The organism is Aliinostoc maniaoense, assembly GCF_058172895.1.
Genome location: NZ_CP187952.1, coordinates 2,805,185 through 2,824,207, shown reverse-complemented (window position 1 = coordinate 2,824,207; position 19,023 = coordinate 2,805,185). Strand labels below are relative to the sequence as shown.

The following is a 19,023-nucleotide window of genomic DNA, read 5'->3' as shown; positions in this document are numbered from 1 at the left end:
ATAATCTTCAATCGTGTATGCCGATGTGGCTCAGTGGTAGAGCAGCTGATTCGTAATCAGCAGGCCACGGGTTCAAATCCCGTCATCGGCTTTGAATAAAATTACTCAAACTCAGTTTGACAAACGTCAGTGAAACATTGACGCTAAATCTATAAATGCGATCGCCTTTTCTTTTGCCTTGTCCTTGGCTATGAAAGTGAACTACCTACATCGACCTTGCGGTACGATGTAGGCTTCCCAAATCATTGGGAACTGCCTCAGACTGGGTGGATTTTTTACGTCCAGAAGTCTTTGGTCTTACGTTCCCTCCTTGGGCAGAGATGCTCGTTCCTAACACCAAAAGTCGCAAACCTTCGTTTTTTATGTTGGTCGCAGCGTTAATGTCCCTATCATGCTGCTTTTGGCAGTGTGGGCAATCTACAAACCTAATCCCTAACGAATCATAACCATTGTGCAGTATTGGGATTGGTAGCAGAGTCTCACTACAAAGCTGAGATGAAGGAAAGAAGCGATTGATTTCTTGATAGGTATGTCCAAATCTTTCAGCTTTGTATTTCAACATAGTGAGAAACATCCCCCATCCTTGGTCACTAATAGCTTTTGCCAAGTTAGGATTTTTCACCATGTTTTTAACTGCCAAGTCTTCTACACAAATAACTTTGTTTTCGTATGCTATTTTGCGAGATAGCTTGTGTAGAAAATCTTCTCTAACTCTAGAGATTTTACTAGAAACTTTAGCCACTAAGTATTTAGCTTTTTGGCGTTTTTTAGACGTTTTATCCTTCTTTCTTGCTAGTTTTTTCTGCTTACGCTTTCTATTTTTTTCTAACTTTGCTAGTCTCTTTTTAGGTAGGTCATATTTTGAGCCATCCGAAGTTATAGCAAAGTTTTTCAAGCCAAGGTCAACTCCAATAGCTTCATTGATTGCAACTACTGGTGCATCCTCTTGATTAAATAAAATAGAAGCGTAGTATCTACCATCTGCATTTTTAGATATAGTTACAGTCGTGAACTTAGCATTTGATAGTTCTTTGTGAAATACAGCTTTGACTATCCCCAGATTACCAGGAAACTTAATCACAGAATCCTGTAGGATTAGCTTCACGTTTTGGGGATATTGAATCGATTGCTTGCCATGTTTAGACTTGAAGTTGGGATATTTAGCACGTCCTTCAAAGAAATTAACGAATGCACTAGAAAGATTGAATGTGACTCGTTGCAATACTTGACTGTATGCAAGTCCTAACCATTCATACTCTTTCTTTAACCCAGGCAGCAACTTGTCCATTGCCACCTTAGAAAGTCCTTTTCCTGTTTCTTTGTACTCTGTAGTTGTGAGATTAAGCATATAATTCCACAACCATCTAGTATTGCCAAAACATTGAGCCAGATAAGACTCTTGCTCGTCAGTAGGATAGATTCTCAACTTAATTGCTCTATACATGGTCAGACCACTTGGCGGTGTCGGTTTCCGTCCCGCCAACGTGGCGAACCCGAAGGGCATCGACCTTTACCGTGTTTCAGGGTTCATGATAATATAAACCCTGACGGCGAGTCAAGACATTCAATTGTTCGTTTCCTCCATGTTTCCCTCCCTTGCCTGTCGGCATTGCTCGGGAAACTTTCGTCAACTCACGCGCAATTCATCTCACGTCTCACTCGAAGGGGAGCGTGAGATGAATTGCTGTTAAAGGTAAAATCAAATTATCCTCTACCTCAGCGCGATCGTGGTTGTCCCAGAACTTGAACAACAACTCCTTCAGCTTTCACCAGACGATAAACTTTATATTATCCAACTTTCAGCACAAAGCCTGACTACTCACAATAACAACACTCAACCTGTGCAAACAAGCAAAATTCCAGAATATCCCCAGCCTCATTTCTACGGATGTATCCAAGATGAGTCATTTTTCCGCCATCCCCAAGGACAACAAGCAGAACGCGAAACAATAACTTGTTGATTGAGGATTGGGATATATAGCAGCGATCGCTTTGTTGCAGATGCGATTGTTAATTGCAATAGCTATCTCTAAATGGTGTATGCACATCTTTGTGCTATGTGCAAAATGTGGTTTGATCCCCCTAAATCCCCCTTAAAAAGGGGACTTTGATTCTTGTTCCCCCCTTTTTTAAGGGGGGTTAGGGGGGATCTGAATGTACTTAAAGTCACAGCCAAAAACTTTTCAAACAACCTCTAAGTTTTATGCAACAAAGAAACATCTTTCAATAACTTTGGAAGATAAGAAACAAATTTTCTCTTGCTCTTTCTTTCTTGTGCTTTTAAATCTTGATAGATTGCTTGTAAGTCATTATTAAATTGATTTGAATGAGCTTGTCTAGCTTGATAAACTTCTTCGATAATTGGATCTTCCCACATAACTTTTAACTTTCTATCAGTTCTTCTGGGGTACAAATTATTACTGGTTCATAGCCTTGAGAGCGACAAATGCGTTCAATTTCTCTCCGAATTATAGCATTAGCAATATGTTTACAATTCCATGTTAATAAATAATGGATACCATTAGTTACAGCAATAGCAATATGTAAAGCATCCTCAGCCGCTTTTTGCGGCATAATTTTAAAATCAAGAAAAGCTTGGGCTAAACTTAGTGCGTCTTCTCTAGTTTCTAATAATTCTATTGTTTCTAAGATTTTTAATCTTTGTTCAGAGGCAATAGAATCTCCAGCACTGGCTTCTTGAATAACTAGCTGTGAAGCCACTAGAAGAAATTTATTTCGATAATTTTGCCACCATTCTTGGGTAATTTGTTGATGCCCTGCAATCACAATATCTCGGCTAGGACGAGAAGTTAGATAACTTATTACTGAAGTTTCTACATAGACTTTTTCTTTCATCAGATTCTTGCATCATCAGAAACACATCACCTGTGATGAAATTCTACACTTTTCTCGAATTGAGGGCGTTGGTGTTGTATTTTACTCTTGATTATGTTGCGTCTCACGCCCTTACCCATGAACGAACAGCGTCAGCAAGCCTATCTCAACCTCATTGGCAGTCTGTTAGATGCCCCCAGTGGTGAAGAATCAAAGATTTTAGCCGCACACCAAGAATTACTTGATGCTGGCTTAGTGCAGAAGGTAGAAGAAGTAGCACAGATGTGTTCCCAACATGGGGATGAGAAGACAGCGAATTGGTTGCGAAATTTGGCAATGGAACTAAGGGAAGCGATGAATCTAGATAATGAAGTAGATTTGCAATCGCTCAGTGAGGAGGAGAAACAAGCATATTTCCAATTTTTGATGGAGGTACTACAAGCAACCGCAGACAGTAGTGGTAATCTCCAGGTGGTTTACCCCTTGCTGGAAAAGAATACAGACAAACTCGACGGGGTGTTAGCAGAAATATTGCGCCGTTGGGGGACAAATATACTGAGGGAAGCAAAAGCAGATGAGGCGGAATATTTAGCAGCAGTTATTGTTGAATTTAGCAATTTAGTAGCGCAATTTCCCTTGGGTAGCAAAGCCAACAAGATGGAAATTGCTATTATCGGCTATGAAGTGGCTTTAACTGTCAGAACAAGGGAAGCTTTGCCTGTTGAATGGGCAGCAACGCAAAATAATCTCGCAAATGCCTACAGGGAGAGAATCAAAGGAGACAAAGCAGAAAATATCGAAAAGGCGATCGCTGCTTTTACTGAGGCTTTAACTGTCAGAACCAGGGAAGCTTTGCTTGTTGATTGGGCAATGACGCAAAATAATCTGGGACTTGCCTACATTGACAGAATAATAGGAGACAAAGCAGAAAATCTCGAACGAGCAATCCAAGCCTGCACATATGCTTTGGAAGTTAGAACTCGTCAGACTTTCCTTCAACAATGGGCTGAAACGCAAAATAATTTGGGTAATGCTTACTCTAACAGAATAATAGGAGACAAAGCAGAGAATCTCGAACAAGCAATCAATGCCTACACAAATGCCTTGGAATTTTTTAACCGTGAGGATTTGCTTCAACAATGGGCAATAACGCAAAATAATTTGGGGAATGCTTACTCTAACAGAATACTAGGAGACAAAGCAGAGAATCTCGAGCAAGCAATCAATCACTACACAGATGCTTTGAAAGTTTTAACGCGCGAAGTTTCACCCCAAAATTGGGCAATGATACAAAATCATCTGGGAATTGCTTATCATTACAGAATTAAGGAAGACCCTACAAAAAATCTCGAACAAGCAATCAAAGCCTACAGAAATGCTTTGAAAGTTAGAACCCGCGAGGCGTTACCCCAACAATGGGCAGCAACACAAGACCATTTAGGTACTGCTTACTATAAAAAAATACTGATAAATCCGTCAGAAAATACTGAACTTGCTATTAAGGCTATTAAGGCTTATGAAAATGCTTTGGAAGTGAGAACCCGCGAGGTTGCACCCCAAGATTGGGCAATAACGCAAAATAATCTGGGGAATGTTTACTCTGTCAAAATCACAGAAGAACCAGCCGAAAATTTTGAAAAAGCGATCGCTGCATATACTGCGGCTTTAACTGTCAGAACTAGGGAAGCTTTACCTCAAGACCATGCAGAAACATTGTTCTCACTGGGAAAAACTTACCAAGACGCAAACAAGTTTGACTTAGCATACAAAACTTTTGAGGCTGCCATTGTTACTATAGAATCTTTACGAGAAGAAATAGTATCTGGTGAAGAAAGCAAACGCAAACAAGCGGAAAATTTTAACAAAGTTTATAGCTGCATGGTAAAAGTTTGCTTGCAATTAAATAAGATTACCGAAGCAATTGAATATGTTGAACGTAGTAAAACTCGCAATTTAGTTGAAAAAATCCTTGAACGTGACTCTAAAAACATCTTTCCTCCCGAAGTATTCACTCAATTAGAAAACTACAGGGATGAAATAGCCGTAGGACAATATCAAATCCAAAATGGTAAAGCTGAAAATCCCCAAGATTTAGCAAAACGTCTCCAAGAGTTGCGACAACAGCGTAACGAATTACAAAACAAATATTTACCTGTTGGTTATGGTTTTGATTTTAATTCATTCCAAGCTACGTTGAATGAAAATACAGTCATCATTGAGTGGTATATTCTGAATGATAAAATTCTGGCGTTTATTGTCACCAAAACAGGGAATGTAACAGTTTGGCAATCTCAACCAGAAGATTTAAAAGCTTTAGAAAATTGGGGGAATCAATATTTACGAAATTACTATCTTCAAAAAGACCAATGGCTTAATAACTTAGGAGCATCACTCCAAGAATTAGCCTCAATTCTCCAGATTGATGAGATATTAACCCAAATACCAAAGCACTGTAATCAACTCATCCTAATTCCCCATCAATTCCTGCATTTATTCCCACTTCATACACTCCCAGTGAAAAAGCAGGCCACAAATTCTGAAAGTTCGTGTTGTCTTCTGGATTTATTTCCTGATGGTGTGAGCTATGCACCTAGCTGTCAATTACTGCAACAGGTACAACAGCGCAAACGTCCTGATTTTCAATCTCTGTTTGCAATTCAAAATCCTACAGGCGATTTAAACTATACAGATTTAGAAGTACAAGTTATTCAAAGTTATTTTGATACCACTAATATTCTGAAAAAAACAGACGCGACACTCACAGCAATTAATCAAATTAATCAATCTGAGTTAAACACTTACCACTGCGCCCATTTTAGTTGTCACGGTTATTTTAACTTGACAAACGCTAGTCAATCTGGTTTGATTCTAGCCAATGCAGCAGTCGAAGACACAGCAATAAAATCTAACTCTGAACGTTATCTAAACGTGCGCGCCGGAGAAACTCACGATTTAGAAAAATGTCTGACGTTAGATAAAATCTTCGCTCTGCAATTAGAAAAATGTCGCCTCGTCACCCTTTCCGCTTGCGAAACTGGATTGATTGATTATGAAAATACCAGTGATGAATATATTGGTTTACCTAGCGGTTTTCTGTTAGCTGGTAGTAAAGCTGTAGTCAGTAGTTTGTGGACAGTTGACGATTTATCTACAGCATTTTTGATGATAAAACTTTATGAAAACCTGCAAATAATAAATAACGTCTCCCTAGCACTCAATCAAGCACAGCAATGGCTACGAAATTTAACCACAGAAGAATTTGCAGCACTATTAGTTAAATATGATTCACAAATAGAGGAGATTTTTGCTCAACTTCCCAAAGAAAAGCGTCCAGTTGCAAGAGCAATATTAAGAAGAACCTGCAAACGTGAACCCCACCCTTTTGCAGCACCATTTTACTGGGCGGGATTTACAGCTACAGGGCTTTAACAGTGAACAGTTATCAGTGAACAATGAAGCAAGGAGAGAGGCTTCAAAACCTTAATTGTTCGTTCAGCTTACAAGATATTTAAGCCCCTCTCCGCGTCGGAGAGGGGTTGGGGAGAGGTCATCGAACTCACGTTGATTTAAGATTCAGGTTTGGAAGTTTCACAAAACTGCTTTTTCCCAATTTTGGCAACATAAATGACTACTGGAGTTGCCAAGGCTACAGGAATATTACCACTGGCGGCGAGATAGGCGATCGCCGCAGTCAATACTCCCGTCATCAACTCGTCAAATTCTTCTTGACAAATGATATTGCTGAGTTTTTCGGCTAATTTCTCTAAATAATTTGAATCTGCTCTCAAGCTAACTTCTGTATCGGTTGTTTCAACAGCAATTAACTGTGCTGCTGCTTCCAGATTTCCTTCACACTCTTGTATCGCATCTAAGGCCGCTAAAGCTTCTGGACTATCCGCCAACTGACTGCGAAACTGGCTAATTTCTTCTGGTGTAACGGTAAGCATTTAATAGTTTTAAGGAGTAAATATAGGAAAAACTAGATAATTATAGTTACTCAAACTCAGTTTCACAAAAAGCTTTTAATAAAATAATACAGTTGGAAATTGCCCCCAAATGAGCGATTTCATATCCGTGGGTGTTTTGGGTAGGAAATGCCAAACACGCAGCACGAGCCACATGGCCAAATTTCATCGCTATAGAAGCATCACTACCAAAACCGCTTAAGGTTGTGAGCTGTACAGGCAGATTTAATTGCTTGGCACATTGGCGCAATTGTCCATTTAGCCCTTCATCATATATCCCATAGGCATCCTGAGATAATAACACCGGATTTTCCCCATCTTTTACCGGATATTCCTCAGATAAGGGACAAATTTCTAAAGCAATCAAAGCATCTAAACGCTGATTTTGAGTAAAAAATAATGCCCCAATTGCCCCGACTTCTTCTTTGGCGGAAGCAACTAAATAAACATCGACAGATGGCTGTTTTAAATGCTGTGCTAACGCCAATAAAATCGCTACCGATGCTTTGTTATCTAAGGTGTAGCTAGCAATGTGATTCTTAAGTCTAATGGGATGCTTACGATGCTTCCCAATTACCATTCTCGTTCCCGGACGAATCCCAGCCGCTTCTAACTCCTCTGAAGTGCGTTTAGTTTCAATCCAGGCATTTTCCCATTTTACGGCTGTGTCTTCTTGCTGGACTTTTTGTGGTGATTCGTGGGAGACATGACGCGAACCAAAACTGAGAATACCGCTAATAGTTTCGTTGTCTCCTAGTAAATCAACCACACCTTCCCCGTAAACCCAAGGAAAAGCACCGCCTAACTTGCGGACTTCTACCCTACCGTCATCACCGATATTTTTGACTATTGCCCCAATTTCATCTTTGTGGGCTGTAATCGCTACTGCTCTATCAGAATTTTTACCGGGAATCTTCGCAATAATATTATCGGCGCGATCGCTCCAAACTTCCACACCCAACTCGGTAAATCGCTGCATCAAAAGTTGATTAATTTCCGCCTCTGCACCGCTAGGAGAATGGTGCATAACCAATTCGGCTATAGTTTCAAATAAGCGATCATTAGCCCACATAAACAATTCAAAATTCAAAATTCAAAATACTCTACCAGAAGGCTTGCGCCTACAAAGCGATAGGATGTTTTTTTCTTTAGAAATTCCTAACTTGGCGATCGCGTTAATTTTAAAGCCTCACTAGCGGATATACCATCCCCTGGAGTGCCAAAATACCACAACGCCGCCGCCGCTTCCGCACGAGTTACTGGTTTTTTCGGTTGAAACAAAGTTGTATAGCCCAACACTCGCCGGATATTGGATTGTTCACCATTCTGAAAATCAGCTAAAACGGCTCTCAAAGCTTTGGGGTCAATTTTACCCGCATCCTGAAAACCCCAAGTTTCCTTAACAGCTGCTAAATTAGCTGTTGGTAAAGCTTGGCGGGTATCTAGGGGGACTTTCCATAAAACTAATTGTTCTCGTGTGAGTGGTGCATCAGGGCGAAATAATACCGCCGTAGCATCACCAGATAAAGAACTAGGAATTAAACCAGCCTCTGCTAATCCCTGAATTGCTGCAAAATCAGGATCTTGAGGCGACACATCACTAAAGGTTGGTTGTACAGTCTCTGAGGCTGGGCGAATTTGCTTGGCAGGATTATTGGCATACATGGCATTGTTAGCCGCCAGTAGCCAACGGGCATATTCTCGCCGAGTGATAATTTTACCGGGTTGAAATTGTTGATTGGTGGTAGTAGAGTTAGTTTTATTGTTAGTAGCATCTGGAGCAAATACCCCTAATGCTCCTAAGTCTTGGATATATTGCTGTAGTTGCTGGGGTAATTTATCTAAATCGCTGAATGATGTCCCCCTTGGTTGTGTAGTAGAATTGCCTGGGACTGGGCTGCTCAATTGGGAATCACTCGGTTGAGTAACATTATTAGTAGTTGAAGTAGCTGTACTATTTGGTACGTATTCGATCTTTAATAATGTAGAGGTTTGCGGTTGATTGGGTGCAGGATTCGTCACTGATTGAGGTTGAATAGACACCTTCACCAACAAGTCATTACGACGCGCTTCAAAACTACCTTCTAGATCATCTGTAGGTTGTTGTAGAATCTGCCAGTTATTTTTCTGAAACTCGTTGCGGTAAAAACTAGTAATAACATTGCTCGGGTCAGAACTTAGCCAACGAGTCAACACCCTATTGTCTGTACTACTAGCAGGGGTAATTTCTGCGAGTTTGGCATTGGGATATATAGGGATATCTTGGGGAAAATCCCCAGGTAACTGCACGGATGATTGATTTTCTCCAGATTTCGCTTCTCCGCCTGGAGATTGACCTAAAACTCCTGGGTTATTTTTTAATCTAGGATCTGCTGCCAAAGACTGTTCCAGGTTTTTGGCAGTTGGTGCATTCGTACAGGCTGTTAACGAAGTGAGAAAAACAGCCAAAGTTAAAAATAAAGCTGGACGTTTAAACACAAGCACAGGAAATCACAAACGCGTGTCAATTCCTACCCTAGCGCATACTGCCCTCATTGAATTGGCGTTTGAGGTTTTAGTTGCTGACCAATCTCTAAAAATTGAGTTGCAATCAAAGCAGAAGAAAAAAGATATCTGTTATAAAGCCAAAATTTGTGGTGCGGGTAATTCCTCTAAAACCCTCCAAAGTACGGTATAACTACCATCAGAACGCTGCCGCACTGGACGAAAGGCTATGATCATATCACTACTTTGAATTTGTTGTAGTGCATCTAAGTAGCGTCTTTTTTCAGCCGGAATAAGTTGACCATTGAAGACAATCTCTGGCAGTTGAAATTGCAGCGATCGCACTAAATAAGTATGATGCAATTTAGCTGGAGCATTAGCTAAAATAACTTGGCTCTGATTCCAGTTTTGGTCTTTACCAGTTAAAAACCTGCGTCTTTCCACCTGCAAGCTTTCTAACGCCTGGGGTGGTTGGTAATTGAGAAAAAATTTCCGTGTGGATGAGGGTACGGCTTGTAGTTTGTGATCTAACTTCTCCAAGGGAATATCCCCTATATCCACCATAAAACTGTAATCTACTCCTGAATGCTGCATTTGAAAGCGATCGCCAACTAATTTCAGTGCTAAACTAGGTTTAAGACTTCCTTTAGCATTACCCACAACAGGAAAAGGATAACGTTGGCTCACTTGAGGTTGCAAACGATTCCACATCTGATTCAGGGGACGCTCGTAAGCTAAAGCAGGTAACACCCGAAATATCCCTGTCTGGGGTAATTGCAAAAACTGAGCGTAGGTTTGCGCGGCTTGGGGATCTAATCCGTAACTAAATCGGTCAAGAATAGCAGTAGTTTCCTTGGCATCTGTAAACTGATAGCCAACAGGAAAGTTAACTTGGGCTGTAGTTAGAAAGCCCTTGATATCAGCCAAAATTGTCAATGCTGTTTCTGGAGCAGCAATTGCAGGTTGTATCGGTGGGTGATAGTTAGCTATGGCTGTTTTACCAACTCTGCCAATAATTGGTAATTTCAAAGAGTTTGACGAGGTGCTAGAGGGTTGTGCTAGATTGTTTTCCCTACTTGCAAAGGGTATTCCTGGTTGGTCAAGATGGGGATGCTGCACAGGGGCAATTGATAATACTGGATCTGATTGACGTTCACCACTCACTAGGGGTAATTTTCTCACTAAAGCTAATTCACCCCGACGAGATAAACTCCTATCCAATATTGACGCAAGTTTGAGCAATTCCTGATTAGCAGCAGACAAAGAGCAATAAATTTGTACTTGTGATTGAGTGAAGTTACCAGACACAGGGGAAGCATGAGGGGAATTACACAAGGTTTTCCCTCGCAAGTGTTGACGCTGAAGAAACCCTTCAGTAATTTTAGTATGGAGAATCAACTGTCCTCTGACAGCGCGGATACGATTAGGATCGGGATTCACCAATGCCTGCTCAATTCGCGTTATTAAATTGAGATGCTGCTGTATGATCTGACTAGCCTGAGTATAAAAATTTTCATTTGTTGATTCTACAGTCAGAGTATCATTAAGAGGAAGTGGAGGTTGATCTGCCACAGCAAAAACCTTTCCGTCTACACAAGTTAGCCCAATTGGAAGCAAAAAGCTCAAAAAGATGTATTTCATATCAAAAACCCTGATCAGATGGGAGTATGAAAAATCTAAAATAGATATTAAATTGAAAAAAACGAACGACCATCGACACCTGTCAGTCTAATCTAACTTCTGCAAAACGTCGCCAGGTTGTTACCAGTGCTGAAACACGATTACATGCAAGTTTCCCAGGATCAGCCGATCTATTCTGAAGCCCCACTCCAGCTGCTACTGTTTATTGATGGACGACCAAAGTCCAAACAACAGGTGCTGCGTATCCGTGCTTACTTAAAAGAATTAGAAGCTGAGTATAATTTTGAACTGCAAATTATCGATGTGGGACAACAACCTTATTTAGCAGAACACTTTAAGTTAGTCGCAACACCAGCCTTAATCAAAATTCACCCAGAACCTAGGCAGATTTTAGCGGGTAGTAACATTATTTCCCAACTGAAAAGCTGGTGGCCTCGTTGGCAAACGGCTGTAGAAACTTACCTCAAATTACAAGAGGACTTACAAGAGCGTGTAGAGGATGGGCGCATCTCACAACCGAAATCAACCATCCGCTCTGTTGCAGTTTCTGCGGAACTAATTCGACTTTCCGATGAAATATTTCACCTCAAACAAGAAAAAGAAAAACTTGTAGAACAGTTACAGTTTAAAGATCGCGTAATTGGAATGTTAGCCCACGACCTCCGCAATCCCTTAACAGCTGCGGCGATCGCCATCGATACACTACAATCTAACTACAACTCAGAAACTGGTGAATTTCAACGCCTCAAACCAGCCTTAATTGCTCATTTATTAAAACAAGCCCGCAATCAAACTAAAACTATTGACAGAATGATCGCCGATCTGCTACAGGTTGGTAGAGGTCATGATACAGAGTTTCCCATCACACCCCAAAAAACAAATCTCGGTCAACTCTGCTGGGATATATTAGAAGAATTACGCGATCGCTACATTACCAAATCCCAAAAGATAGAAACCGACATTCCCCAAGATTTACCCTATGTTTATGCCGATCCTGAACGCATCCGGCAAGTCTTGATTAATTTATTGGATAACGCCATCAAATATACCCCAGAATCTGGCATAATTAGCGTTGCTGGCTTACACCGCACTACCCAAAAAGTTCAGTTCAGCATAGGAGATACTGGCCCTGGTATCCCACCAGAAAACCGCGATCGCATTTTTGAAAACCACTATCGCTTAGAACGAGATGAAGGTACTGAAGGTTACGGTATAGGTCTTTGTTTATGCCAACGAATCATCAGAGCGCATTACGGTCAAATTTGGGTAGACTCTAACCCCTATGGTGGTGCATGGTTTCACTTTACCTTACCAGTTTATCCATCTTAATTGGGAAGGTAGACAAGGTAGACAAGGTAGACAAGGTAGACAAGGTAAAAATTCTTCTTTGTTTTTACTGAGGCACAAACTTTCCCGACGAGGTGTAAGCCTACGCGGAACGAATTACGAATTACGTTAGCGTAGCGGGGGGGAGCATCGTTACGAATTACGAATTATTTCAGCTTTCCGACAATAAGCAAATCCGATTACGCCCTTGCTCCTTGGCTTGGTAAAGAGCCTTATCTGCTGTGGCAAGTAAATCTGAGGGGGAACATTCCCAACTGGGTACCATAGTGGCTACACCCATACTCAAAGTTAGATACTGACTCACAGTAGATTTTTCATGGACAATATGTAAATCACTAACGCCAGCCTGCATCATGGTAGCAACATGAATTGCACCGACTGCATGAGTATAGGGCATAATCACCGCAAATTCTTCACCGCCATAACGAGCTACCAAATCTCGATGTTTCTCAGCTTTATGATTTAAAACATGACCAACTTTTTGTAAACAAGCATCTCCAGCCGGATGCCCATAGAAATCATTGTAAAATTTAAAAAAGTCGATATCACATAAAATCAGCGATAAAGGCAGTTTGGATTGTGCTAAATTAATCCATTGGGTATTTAAATAGTTATCAAAACGACGGCGATTAGCCAAGCCTGTTAAACCATCCACATGAGCTAGTTCCTGCAAAGCTAAGTTTGCCGCTTCCAATTGTTTATAGACTTGTGCTTGTTGTAAAAGTCTGCGTAGACGTTGACGCAGCACAGCCCAATGAATTGGCTTGGTGATGTAATCTGTTGCTCCTGCTTCAAAAGCCCTATCTACAGACTCTTCATCATTCAAACTGGTAATCATTAATATGGGAGTACGTTCCCAGAGTTTTGATATCACCGTATTACCTAATCCAGAATCAGTATCTAGATTCGCTAAAGCGGACATGAGATTATTTCTAGCAATTTGTAGTAGTTGTTTACAGCACGTAAAACCATCCATCACAGGCATTACAGCATCTAACAAGACTATATCTGGTTTGACGGTCATATAAGCGTCTAAGCACTGCTTACCGTCTGTCACCTCAATGACACGATAGCCTTCTTTTTCCATTACTTTACGCAACATAGTTCGGATGGTTGTGTCATCATCAGCCACCAAAATTACAGGAGGTTCTTTAAGAGAATATGGGCTTATGCGTGACATGAGTTGCGTTCCACAAAAAGTCTCAGAGTTGAAGCGGAGCAAACCTAGAAAAATCTTGCTCCTATAAATTAATTACTTTTAACCGAAATTAGGTGAAAGTAGCCACAACTAAGTGACTGACTCTGGGGAAGTTTTGAGCAAATCACCAGGAATTAGCAAAATATCTTTTGCTAATTTACTCTTTGATGGCGATTGTGTTACTGTCTGAGTTAATAGTGTGTGTAAATACTGACCAGTTATCATGCGATCGCCTAAAAATAATCCTTTAGTCATTGATATGGGAACGCTTAACACCCATCTATCTGATGTACCTCGAACACTTGTGTAGATAAAACACCGTTCAATCATCTTCAGCCAAGAAAACAGCATCATACCAGCTTGCATAGACAATCTATCAATTTATATAGGAAGTTAAGGTACTTGTTACCTTAATAGTCATTTCTAGCCGTGCTAAGAAATGTTACTTTTATCTTTCCCTCTTGATAGCATTGAATTGCGATGCTGGCCAAAACTTCAAATACTAGCCCTATATCTTTAAAAATGTAGTCATTTTAGATACTAGATCAATAATTTATTTCTATTACACAGTGACTAGAAAATTTGGAATTACTGCGAGTTTGATTGATTGACTGCAATTGATCCAGTATATTTAATCTACTAGGTTTTAGTTGTTGACTGGGGGTAATTACATAAATTGCGCTATGTTATTATCAAGCTATTAACAATACTTAACTATTAGTAGTGACTTGATGCTAATTGCAGTATTTTTACTTATAAACCAACATATATACTTAATCCAAAAGAAGTGAGTAGATTGTTGTGCAACAAGGCTTAAGTAAATAGTAAGTAGGTGGTTGTATTAAAACAAATCATGAACAATCATGAAGAAATTTTTCGCTTTTGGCATAACCTTAACGATAATGTGATATTTAAACGTTAGGTCTTTCAACTATAAAAAAAGGCAACGAAATATCTAAAATTAAGGTTAATATAAATAGTGTTTTTCAATGTTTATATTTCTGGTGAGAGGGAAACAATAAAGTAAAATTTAAACATATAAATTAATTACCTTATTAAATGACTTGATTAATTTAAATTATGCCTGATCCATTAATGTATCAACAGGATAACTTCGTTGTCCTAGAAACAAATGAACCAGAACAATTTCTCACCACAGCAGAATTACTAGAAAAGCTCAAAAGTGAGTTAGAAAAAATCGATTCTCAAGACTTACCACTTGAATTACAAAAATTTGATTCTCCCACAGAACAAGCCCAACATCTAATTGATACAAGTTGCGAACTGGATGTGGGAATTGGTAAATATTTGCAATGGTATGCGGTACGTTTAGAAAAGTAAGTTTTTAGTAAAAAAATAGTATGCTTGGGATGAGGGAGTAGAAAAAGACAAATATTGTCTAAATTCTGTATTTTTTATCCCCCATCCGCCATAGCTAATTACTCTTGACTATCCGTAATCAAAGCTAACTCAATTTGATTGTCATTTACCAATGTGATTGCTATTTTTACTCCTGGCCCAAAATATTTGGTCATTTTTTCTTGTTTTTCTTGCCAATCACTGATTTGTAATGACGGTGAATCAAATTCTAAAATCAAGGCATAAGCACCATTAATTTCTGTTTCTCGTAACCCTGTAACTACAGGTCTTGTGTCATCGTCAGGGCTTAAACCGAGATAAGCCAGTGCGCCATCTAAATGGGCATCTTGCCCGTAGCAATAGCGAGTGATATCTTTACGAATTTTATTTTGGGTAACAGTTGCTTGCTGCTGTCGCAATAATAAAACTGAGGGTGATGTTGGTTGGCTAAAAGGAATAGGCTTGAGTTCATTAGCTTTGAGTGCTAATCCTCCTAGCAACAGTGGAAAGCCGTAAAAAAAACCTACTAAATTAAGTGTGGCGTTATCCGCAGCGTAGGCAACAAACCCGACAATAGTCAATATGCTACCGATACTTAAACCAAGAGTTCCCAGAGAAATTTGACCTAACATGATCTCAGAATAGTATAAATTCTTAACACATCTAGTTTTATTATCATTAAATGGGGTCACAAAGTACTGGGTGCGATCGCTAGTTATATTACTAAGTAGAACGACTTGAAAAAACCCAACTATGTAAAGTAATGTAAAAAAAATTGAATTTAGTTCGTAGTAAGGACTTTAGTCCTTAATAGAGGACTAAAGTCCTCACTACAAACCTTTAATTATTTACACCGTTCTACTTAGATTTGATCTGTGATCAGTTACAGGCTGGCTTTTTTGAGTTAACTTTAAATTTAGAGATCATATCAGGACACAAAAACAATGGATTTACAGACACTCAAAGAGCGGATTGCGATCGCGGCTAGTAAACGTGAGTACCTACTGAGCCTTTTAGAGCAACCAAACCTGGGAATTTTGAGAGTTGACGTAAATCAAGCCTTGGAAGAACTAGACGAATTGATGGAAGAGTTTAGACGTACTATTCCACAAACAGACAATAATTAAGAAATATCCTATGACTAAGCCCCGTTGGGGCGGGGTGTAGGGTGTGGGGTGTGGGGAGTAGAGATTTTCATCTCAGTGTATTTCTGACAAATTTTGATAGTCTCTAGCCACTCTAATTAGAGTCTGTCAAATTAGGCTGACACAGTAGCAGCAGTTTTTTCTACTAAGAAATAGAATTATTTGCTGCACTTTTTCCTAGTTGTTTGACTAAAGCAACTAGTTCACTAGTAGGTACATCTTTCTTGCAGACTTCATCAAAGTTAGGCATGATATTTTTGTCAGGCAAAGCTGTGTCTTCTACAGAAGAATAAGCCAATATCTGAGTATTTGGAGAAATGGCTTTAATATGGAAAGAAGCACTCCAACCATCCATGACTGGCATCTGTAAATCCAGAACAATCACATCGGGATGATAATCTTTAACCATTTCTATAGCTTCTTGACCGTTACTGGCTAAACCCACAACTTGAATATTTTCCTGACCTGCGAAAGCTAATTTTAGGGTTAGACGAGTCAGTTCGTGATCGTCAACCACTAAAACGCGTAAGGTAGAAGACTCACAGGAGAACATTAACATTCCAGGGAAAAAATAAATACGATAATCCCTCTAGTCTATGGGAACAAATACTAAGAATTACTCTATCTTATGGGTGAATAGTTGGTACATAAGTAGAGAAATTTATAAAACTTCTGCTCAAAAAATTGAAGTTTTGATAAAGCTGGTACTTGATTTAATTATCTGTGAGTGAAGAACTTTTTTTAGCATCAATTAAATTTGGTGTGATGCCAGTGGAACGTAAAGCCATATTCATGAATGTGATTTGGGAATGAGATTCGGGACATTCATCTCCGGGACGGCGTTGTACATAAGTTCCATCACCTTGTAAATCCCAAGCTTGGCGATTATCTGCTAGCATAATCCCCAAAATTTCTTGCAAGTCTTTAGCAATATCTTGGTCTTGAATCGGCGTAATCACTTCTACCCGTCGGTCTAAGTTACGGCTCATCCAATCAGCACTGCCAATGTAAATTTCTTCTTGACCATTGTTGTAGAAGTAATAAATGCGAGAGTGTTCTAAGAACCGTCCGACAATGCTAATCACACGAATATTTTCACTCAGGTCGGGCAGTCCTGGACGTAAGCAACAAATGCCTCGAACAATCAAGTCAATTTGCACCCCAGCGCGAGAAGCTTCATACAAAGTAGTGATGATTTGGGGGTCAACAAGGGAGTTCATTTTAGCTACAATGCGACCGTTGCAGCCACTTTGGGCATTAGTGATTTCACGCCGAATTAATTCTAAAAAGCGATCGCGCATATTCACAGGGGCAACTAACAATTCTCGATAGGATTTTTGGCGAGAATATCCTGTCAAGAAATTAAATAAATCTGTAATGTCAGCACCCAATTCTTCCCGACAACTAAACAAACCTAAATCTGTATATAGACGTGCAGTTTTAGGATTATAGTTGCCAGTGCCAATATGCACATAGCGGCGCATCCGGTCTTTTTCTCGGCGCACTACCATGACAGTTTTGCAATGGGTTTTTAAACCAACCAAACCATAAACAACGTGTACCCCCACCCTTTCTAATCGCCTTGCCCAGTAAATATTATTTTCTTCATCAAAGCGGGCTTTCAATTCCACCAAGACTGATACCTGTTTGCCATTTTCTGCGGCGGCAATTAAGGCATTCACAATAGGCGAATCCCCAGAAGTGCGGTACAAAGTCATCTTAATCGCCAATACATTGGGATCGTGGGCGGCATGAGTGATGAACCGTACTACTGTAGAGGAAAAAGATTGGTAGGGATGGTGGACAAATAAATCTTTTTCTCTAATTACAGAAAAGAAATCTTTACCCTCGTCTAACTCCAAGACATTGGGATCTAGACTTGGTTCTCGTAACCGTTGCAGACGCATGGGTACTACAGACTGACGTGGTGGATCTTTGAGTTCTGGCAAGGGCAAAGCCATAAAATACATTAAATCCCGCAGTCCTAATAAACCTTCGGCTTCATAGACATCATTTTCTGTGAGTTCTAAATCTTGTAATAAGCGAGTGCGTATAGGTGCAGGGGTTTGGGATTTAATTTCGATACGGACAGGATTACCACCGATGCGGCGTTTGCGGAGTTCTTGTTCGATTGCTAATAATAAATCATCCGCTTCATCTTCTTCTAAAGTCAAATCAGCATCACGGGTAATGCGGAAAGGATGATATTCCTGGATATTCATCCCTGGAAACAGAGATTCTAAATTATGAGCGATCGCCTGCTCTAAGGGTATACCAGTCCAGTTAGCAGGTTTGCCATTTTCCAACTTCATGCCCAACTCTGGCGGTAGGGGCAGAAACCGGGGTAAAACATTAGGGACTTTGACTCTCGCAAAAAATTCCTCATCTGTATCTGGGTTTTTCACCAAAACAGCCAAATTCAAGCTGAGATTAGAAATATAGGGGAAGGGGTGGCTGGGGTCAACTGCTAAGGGAGTCAGCACTGGAAAAATTTGGTCTTCAAAATAATTATCTAGATAATTACGCTGTTTTTCAGTCAGGTTAATGTAATCGAGGATATGAATACCGTGACTTGCTAACAAAGGACGGACGACCTGTTCAAACTGTTCATGTTGTTTGGTAACTTCGGGTATGAGGTATAAGCGAATATCATCTAGCTGTTGTTGTGGTGTGCGTCCATCAGGACTTAACTTACTGACCTTAGCTTCTACCTGTTGCTTCAAAGCTGCAACCCGCACCATGAAAAACTCATCCAAGTTAGAACTAAAAATTGCCAAAAACTTCAATCTTTCTAACAATGGCGTGCGCGGATCGCAAGCTTCATTTAACACTCGGTTGTTGAATTGTAACCAGCTTAACTCTCGGTTAATATAATATTGTGAATCGTTTAAGTTAATAGGATTAGAGCTTTTTTTAGATTTAGGCATGGCGATCGCAGGCTAGCCTGATGCAGCCCATTGAGGAAGATAACAATACACATAGTAATTGAAATGTGTCCTCTGGGTGAAGGAGATTGGGCTTAAATCTTGTCGTAGATAGCAAGCTAACG

At 40.0% G+C, this 19,023-nt stretch carries 17 protein-coding genes and 1 tRNA gene; 6 read left to right on the top strand and 12 right to left on the bottom strand.

Translation table 11 applies throughout. From position 1 onward, the window contains the following. Nucleotides 1-19: 19 nt before the first annotated feature. Nucleotides 20-91 (top strand) — tRNA-Thr (locus ACPZ3T_RS12475). A gap of 114 nt (nt 92-205) precedes the next feature. On the opposite strand, the gene ACPZ3T_RS12470 is transcribed toward ACPZ3T_RS12475, so the two are convergent. Next, a complete protein-coding gene (locus ACPZ3T_RS12470) occupies nt 206-1,444 on the bottom strand; it encodes an RNA-guided endonuclease InsQ/TnpB family protein (RefSeq protein WP_490276676.1) in 1,239 nt (412 codons plus the stop codon). A 283-nt stretch (nt 1,445-1,727) separates the two neighbouring features. Between ACPZ3T_RS12470 and ACPZ3T_RS12465 the strand changes: the two genes are divergently transcribed. Then, nucleotides 1,728-1,961, top strand: coding sequence for a hypothetical protein (locus ACPZ3T_RS12465; RefSeq protein ID WP_490276675.1), 234 nt, complete (start codon nt 1,728-1,730; stop codon nt 1,959-1,961). A 233-nt stretch (nt 1,962-2,194) separates the two neighbouring features. On the opposite strand, the gene ACPZ3T_RS12460 is transcribed toward ACPZ3T_RS12465, so the two are convergent. Then, a complete protein-coding gene (locus tag ACPZ3T_RS12460) occupies nt 2,195-2,377 on the bottom strand; it encodes a hypothetical protein (RefSeq protein WP_236140374.1) in 183 nt (60 codons plus the stop codon). Between the two features lie 5 nt (nt 2,378-2,382). Then, entirely contained in the window at nt 2,383-2,856 is a 474-nt protein-coding gene (locus ACPZ3T_RS12455; RefSeq protein WP_490276674.1) for a type II toxin-antitoxin system VapC family toxin, read from the bottom strand. Nucleotides 2,857-2,949: 93 nt separating this feature from the next. Between ACPZ3T_RS12455 and ACPZ3T_RS12450 the strand changes: the two genes are divergently transcribed. Further along, a complete protein-coding gene (locus tag ACPZ3T_RS12450) occupies nt 2,950-6,264 on the top strand; it encodes a CHAT domain-containing protein (RefSeq protein ID WP_490276673.1) in 3,315 nt (1,104 codons plus the stop codon). Nucleotides 6,265-6,401: 137 nt separating this feature from the next. Here ACPZ3T_RS12450 and ACPZ3T_RS12445 read toward each other — a convergent pair whose 3' ends face one another. From ACPZ3T_RS12445 to ACPZ3T_RS12430, 4 genes are all read right to left on the bottom strand, one after another. Further along, a complete protein-coding gene (locus ACPZ3T_RS12445) occupies nt 6,402-6,782 on the bottom strand; it encodes a hypothetical protein (protein ID WP_490276672.1) in 381 nt (126 codons plus the stop codon). 46 nt (nt 6,783-6,828) lie between these two features. Continuing rightward, the gene (locus ACPZ3T_RS12440; protein ID WP_490276671.1) at nt 6,829-7,872 is read right to left on the bottom strand and encodes a M42 family metallopeptidase; all 1,044 of its coding nucleotides are present in this window, start codon (nt 7,870-7,872) and stop codon (nt 6,829-6,831) included. An 86-nt stretch (nt 7,873-7,958) separates the two neighbouring features. After that, entirely contained in the window at nt 7,959-9,284 is a 1,326-nt protein-coding gene (locus ACPZ3T_RS12435; protein WP_490276670.1) for an S-layer homology domain-containing protein, read from the bottom strand. Between the two features lie 132 nt (nt 9,285-9,416). Continuing rightward, complete coding sequence (locus ACPZ3T_RS12430) at nt 9,417-10,925, bottom strand: hypothetical protein (RefSeq protein WP_490276669.1); 1,509 nt, start codon at nt 10,923-10,925, stop codon at nt 9,417-9,419. Between the two features lie 126 nt (nt 10,926-11,051). Between ACPZ3T_RS12430 and ACPZ3T_RS12425 the strand changes: the two genes are divergently transcribed. Further along, a complete protein-coding gene (locus ACPZ3T_RS12425) occupies nt 11,052-12,254 on the top strand; it encodes a histidine kinase (protein WP_490276668.1) in 1,203 nt (400 codons plus the stop codon). A gap of 169 nt (nt 12,255-12,423) precedes the next feature. Here the strand turns inward: ACPZ3T_RS12425 and ACPZ3T_RS12420 are convergent, their stop codons facing one another. Then, nucleotides 12,424-13,452 carry a diguanylate cyclase domain-containing protein gene (locus ACPZ3T_RS12420; RefSeq protein WP_490276667.1) on the bottom strand — a complete coding sequence of 343 codons (1,029 nt, stop codon included), beginning with the start codon at nt 13,450-13,452 and terminating at the stop codon, nt 12,424-12,426. 108 nt (nt 13,453-13,560) lie between these two features. Next, nucleotides 13,561-13,836 (bottom strand): hypothetical protein, encoded by a 276-nt coding sequence (locus ACPZ3T_RS12415; RefSeq protein ID WP_490276666.1) that lies wholly within the window; start codon nt 13,834-13,836, stop codon nt 13,561-13,563. Nucleotides 13,837-14,550: 714 nt separating this feature from the next. On the opposite strand from ACPZ3T_RS12415, the gene ACPZ3T_RS12410 reads away from it, so the two are divergent. Further along, nucleotides 14,551-14,811: a CRR7 family NDH-1 assembly protein gene (locus ACPZ3T_RS12410; protein ID WP_490276665.1), complete on the top strand. Its 261-nt coding sequence runs from the start codon at nt 14,551-14,553 to the stop codon at nt 14,809-14,811. 98 nt (nt 14,812-14,909) lie between these two features. Here ACPZ3T_RS12410 and ACPZ3T_RS12405 read toward each other — a convergent pair whose 3' ends face one another. Then, nucleotides 14,910-15,461 carry a DUF2854 domain-containing protein gene (locus ACPZ3T_RS12405; RefSeq protein WP_490276664.1) on the bottom strand — a complete coding sequence of 184 codons (552 nt, stop codon included), beginning with the start codon at nt 15,459-15,461 and terminating at the stop codon, nt 14,910-14,912. Nucleotides 15,462-15,773: 312 nt separating this feature from the next. Between ACPZ3T_RS12405 and ACPZ3T_RS12400 the strand changes: the two genes are divergently transcribed. After that, the gene (locus ACPZ3T_RS12400; RefSeq protein WP_490276663.1) at nt 15,774-15,956 is read left to right on the top strand and encodes a hypothetical protein; all 183 of its coding nucleotides are present in this window, start codon (nt 15,774-15,776) and stop codon (nt 15,954-15,956) included. Between the two features lie 163 nt (nt 15,957-16,119). On the opposite strand, the gene ACPZ3T_RS12395 is transcribed toward ACPZ3T_RS12400, so the two are convergent. Then, nucleotides 16,120-16,533 carry a response regulator gene (locus ACPZ3T_RS12395; protein ID WP_490276662.1) on the bottom strand — a complete coding sequence of 138 codons (414 nt, stop codon included), beginning with the start codon at nt 16,531-16,533 and terminating at the stop codon, nt 16,120-16,122. Between the two features lie 154 nt (nt 16,534-16,687). Continuing rightward, complete coding sequence (ppk1, locus tag ACPZ3T_RS12390) at nt 16,688-18,901, bottom strand: polyphosphate kinase 1 (RefSeq protein WP_490276661.1); 2,214 nt, start codon at nt 18,899-18,901, stop codon at nt 16,688-16,690. Nucleotides 18,902-19,023: the final 122 nt, after the last annotated feature.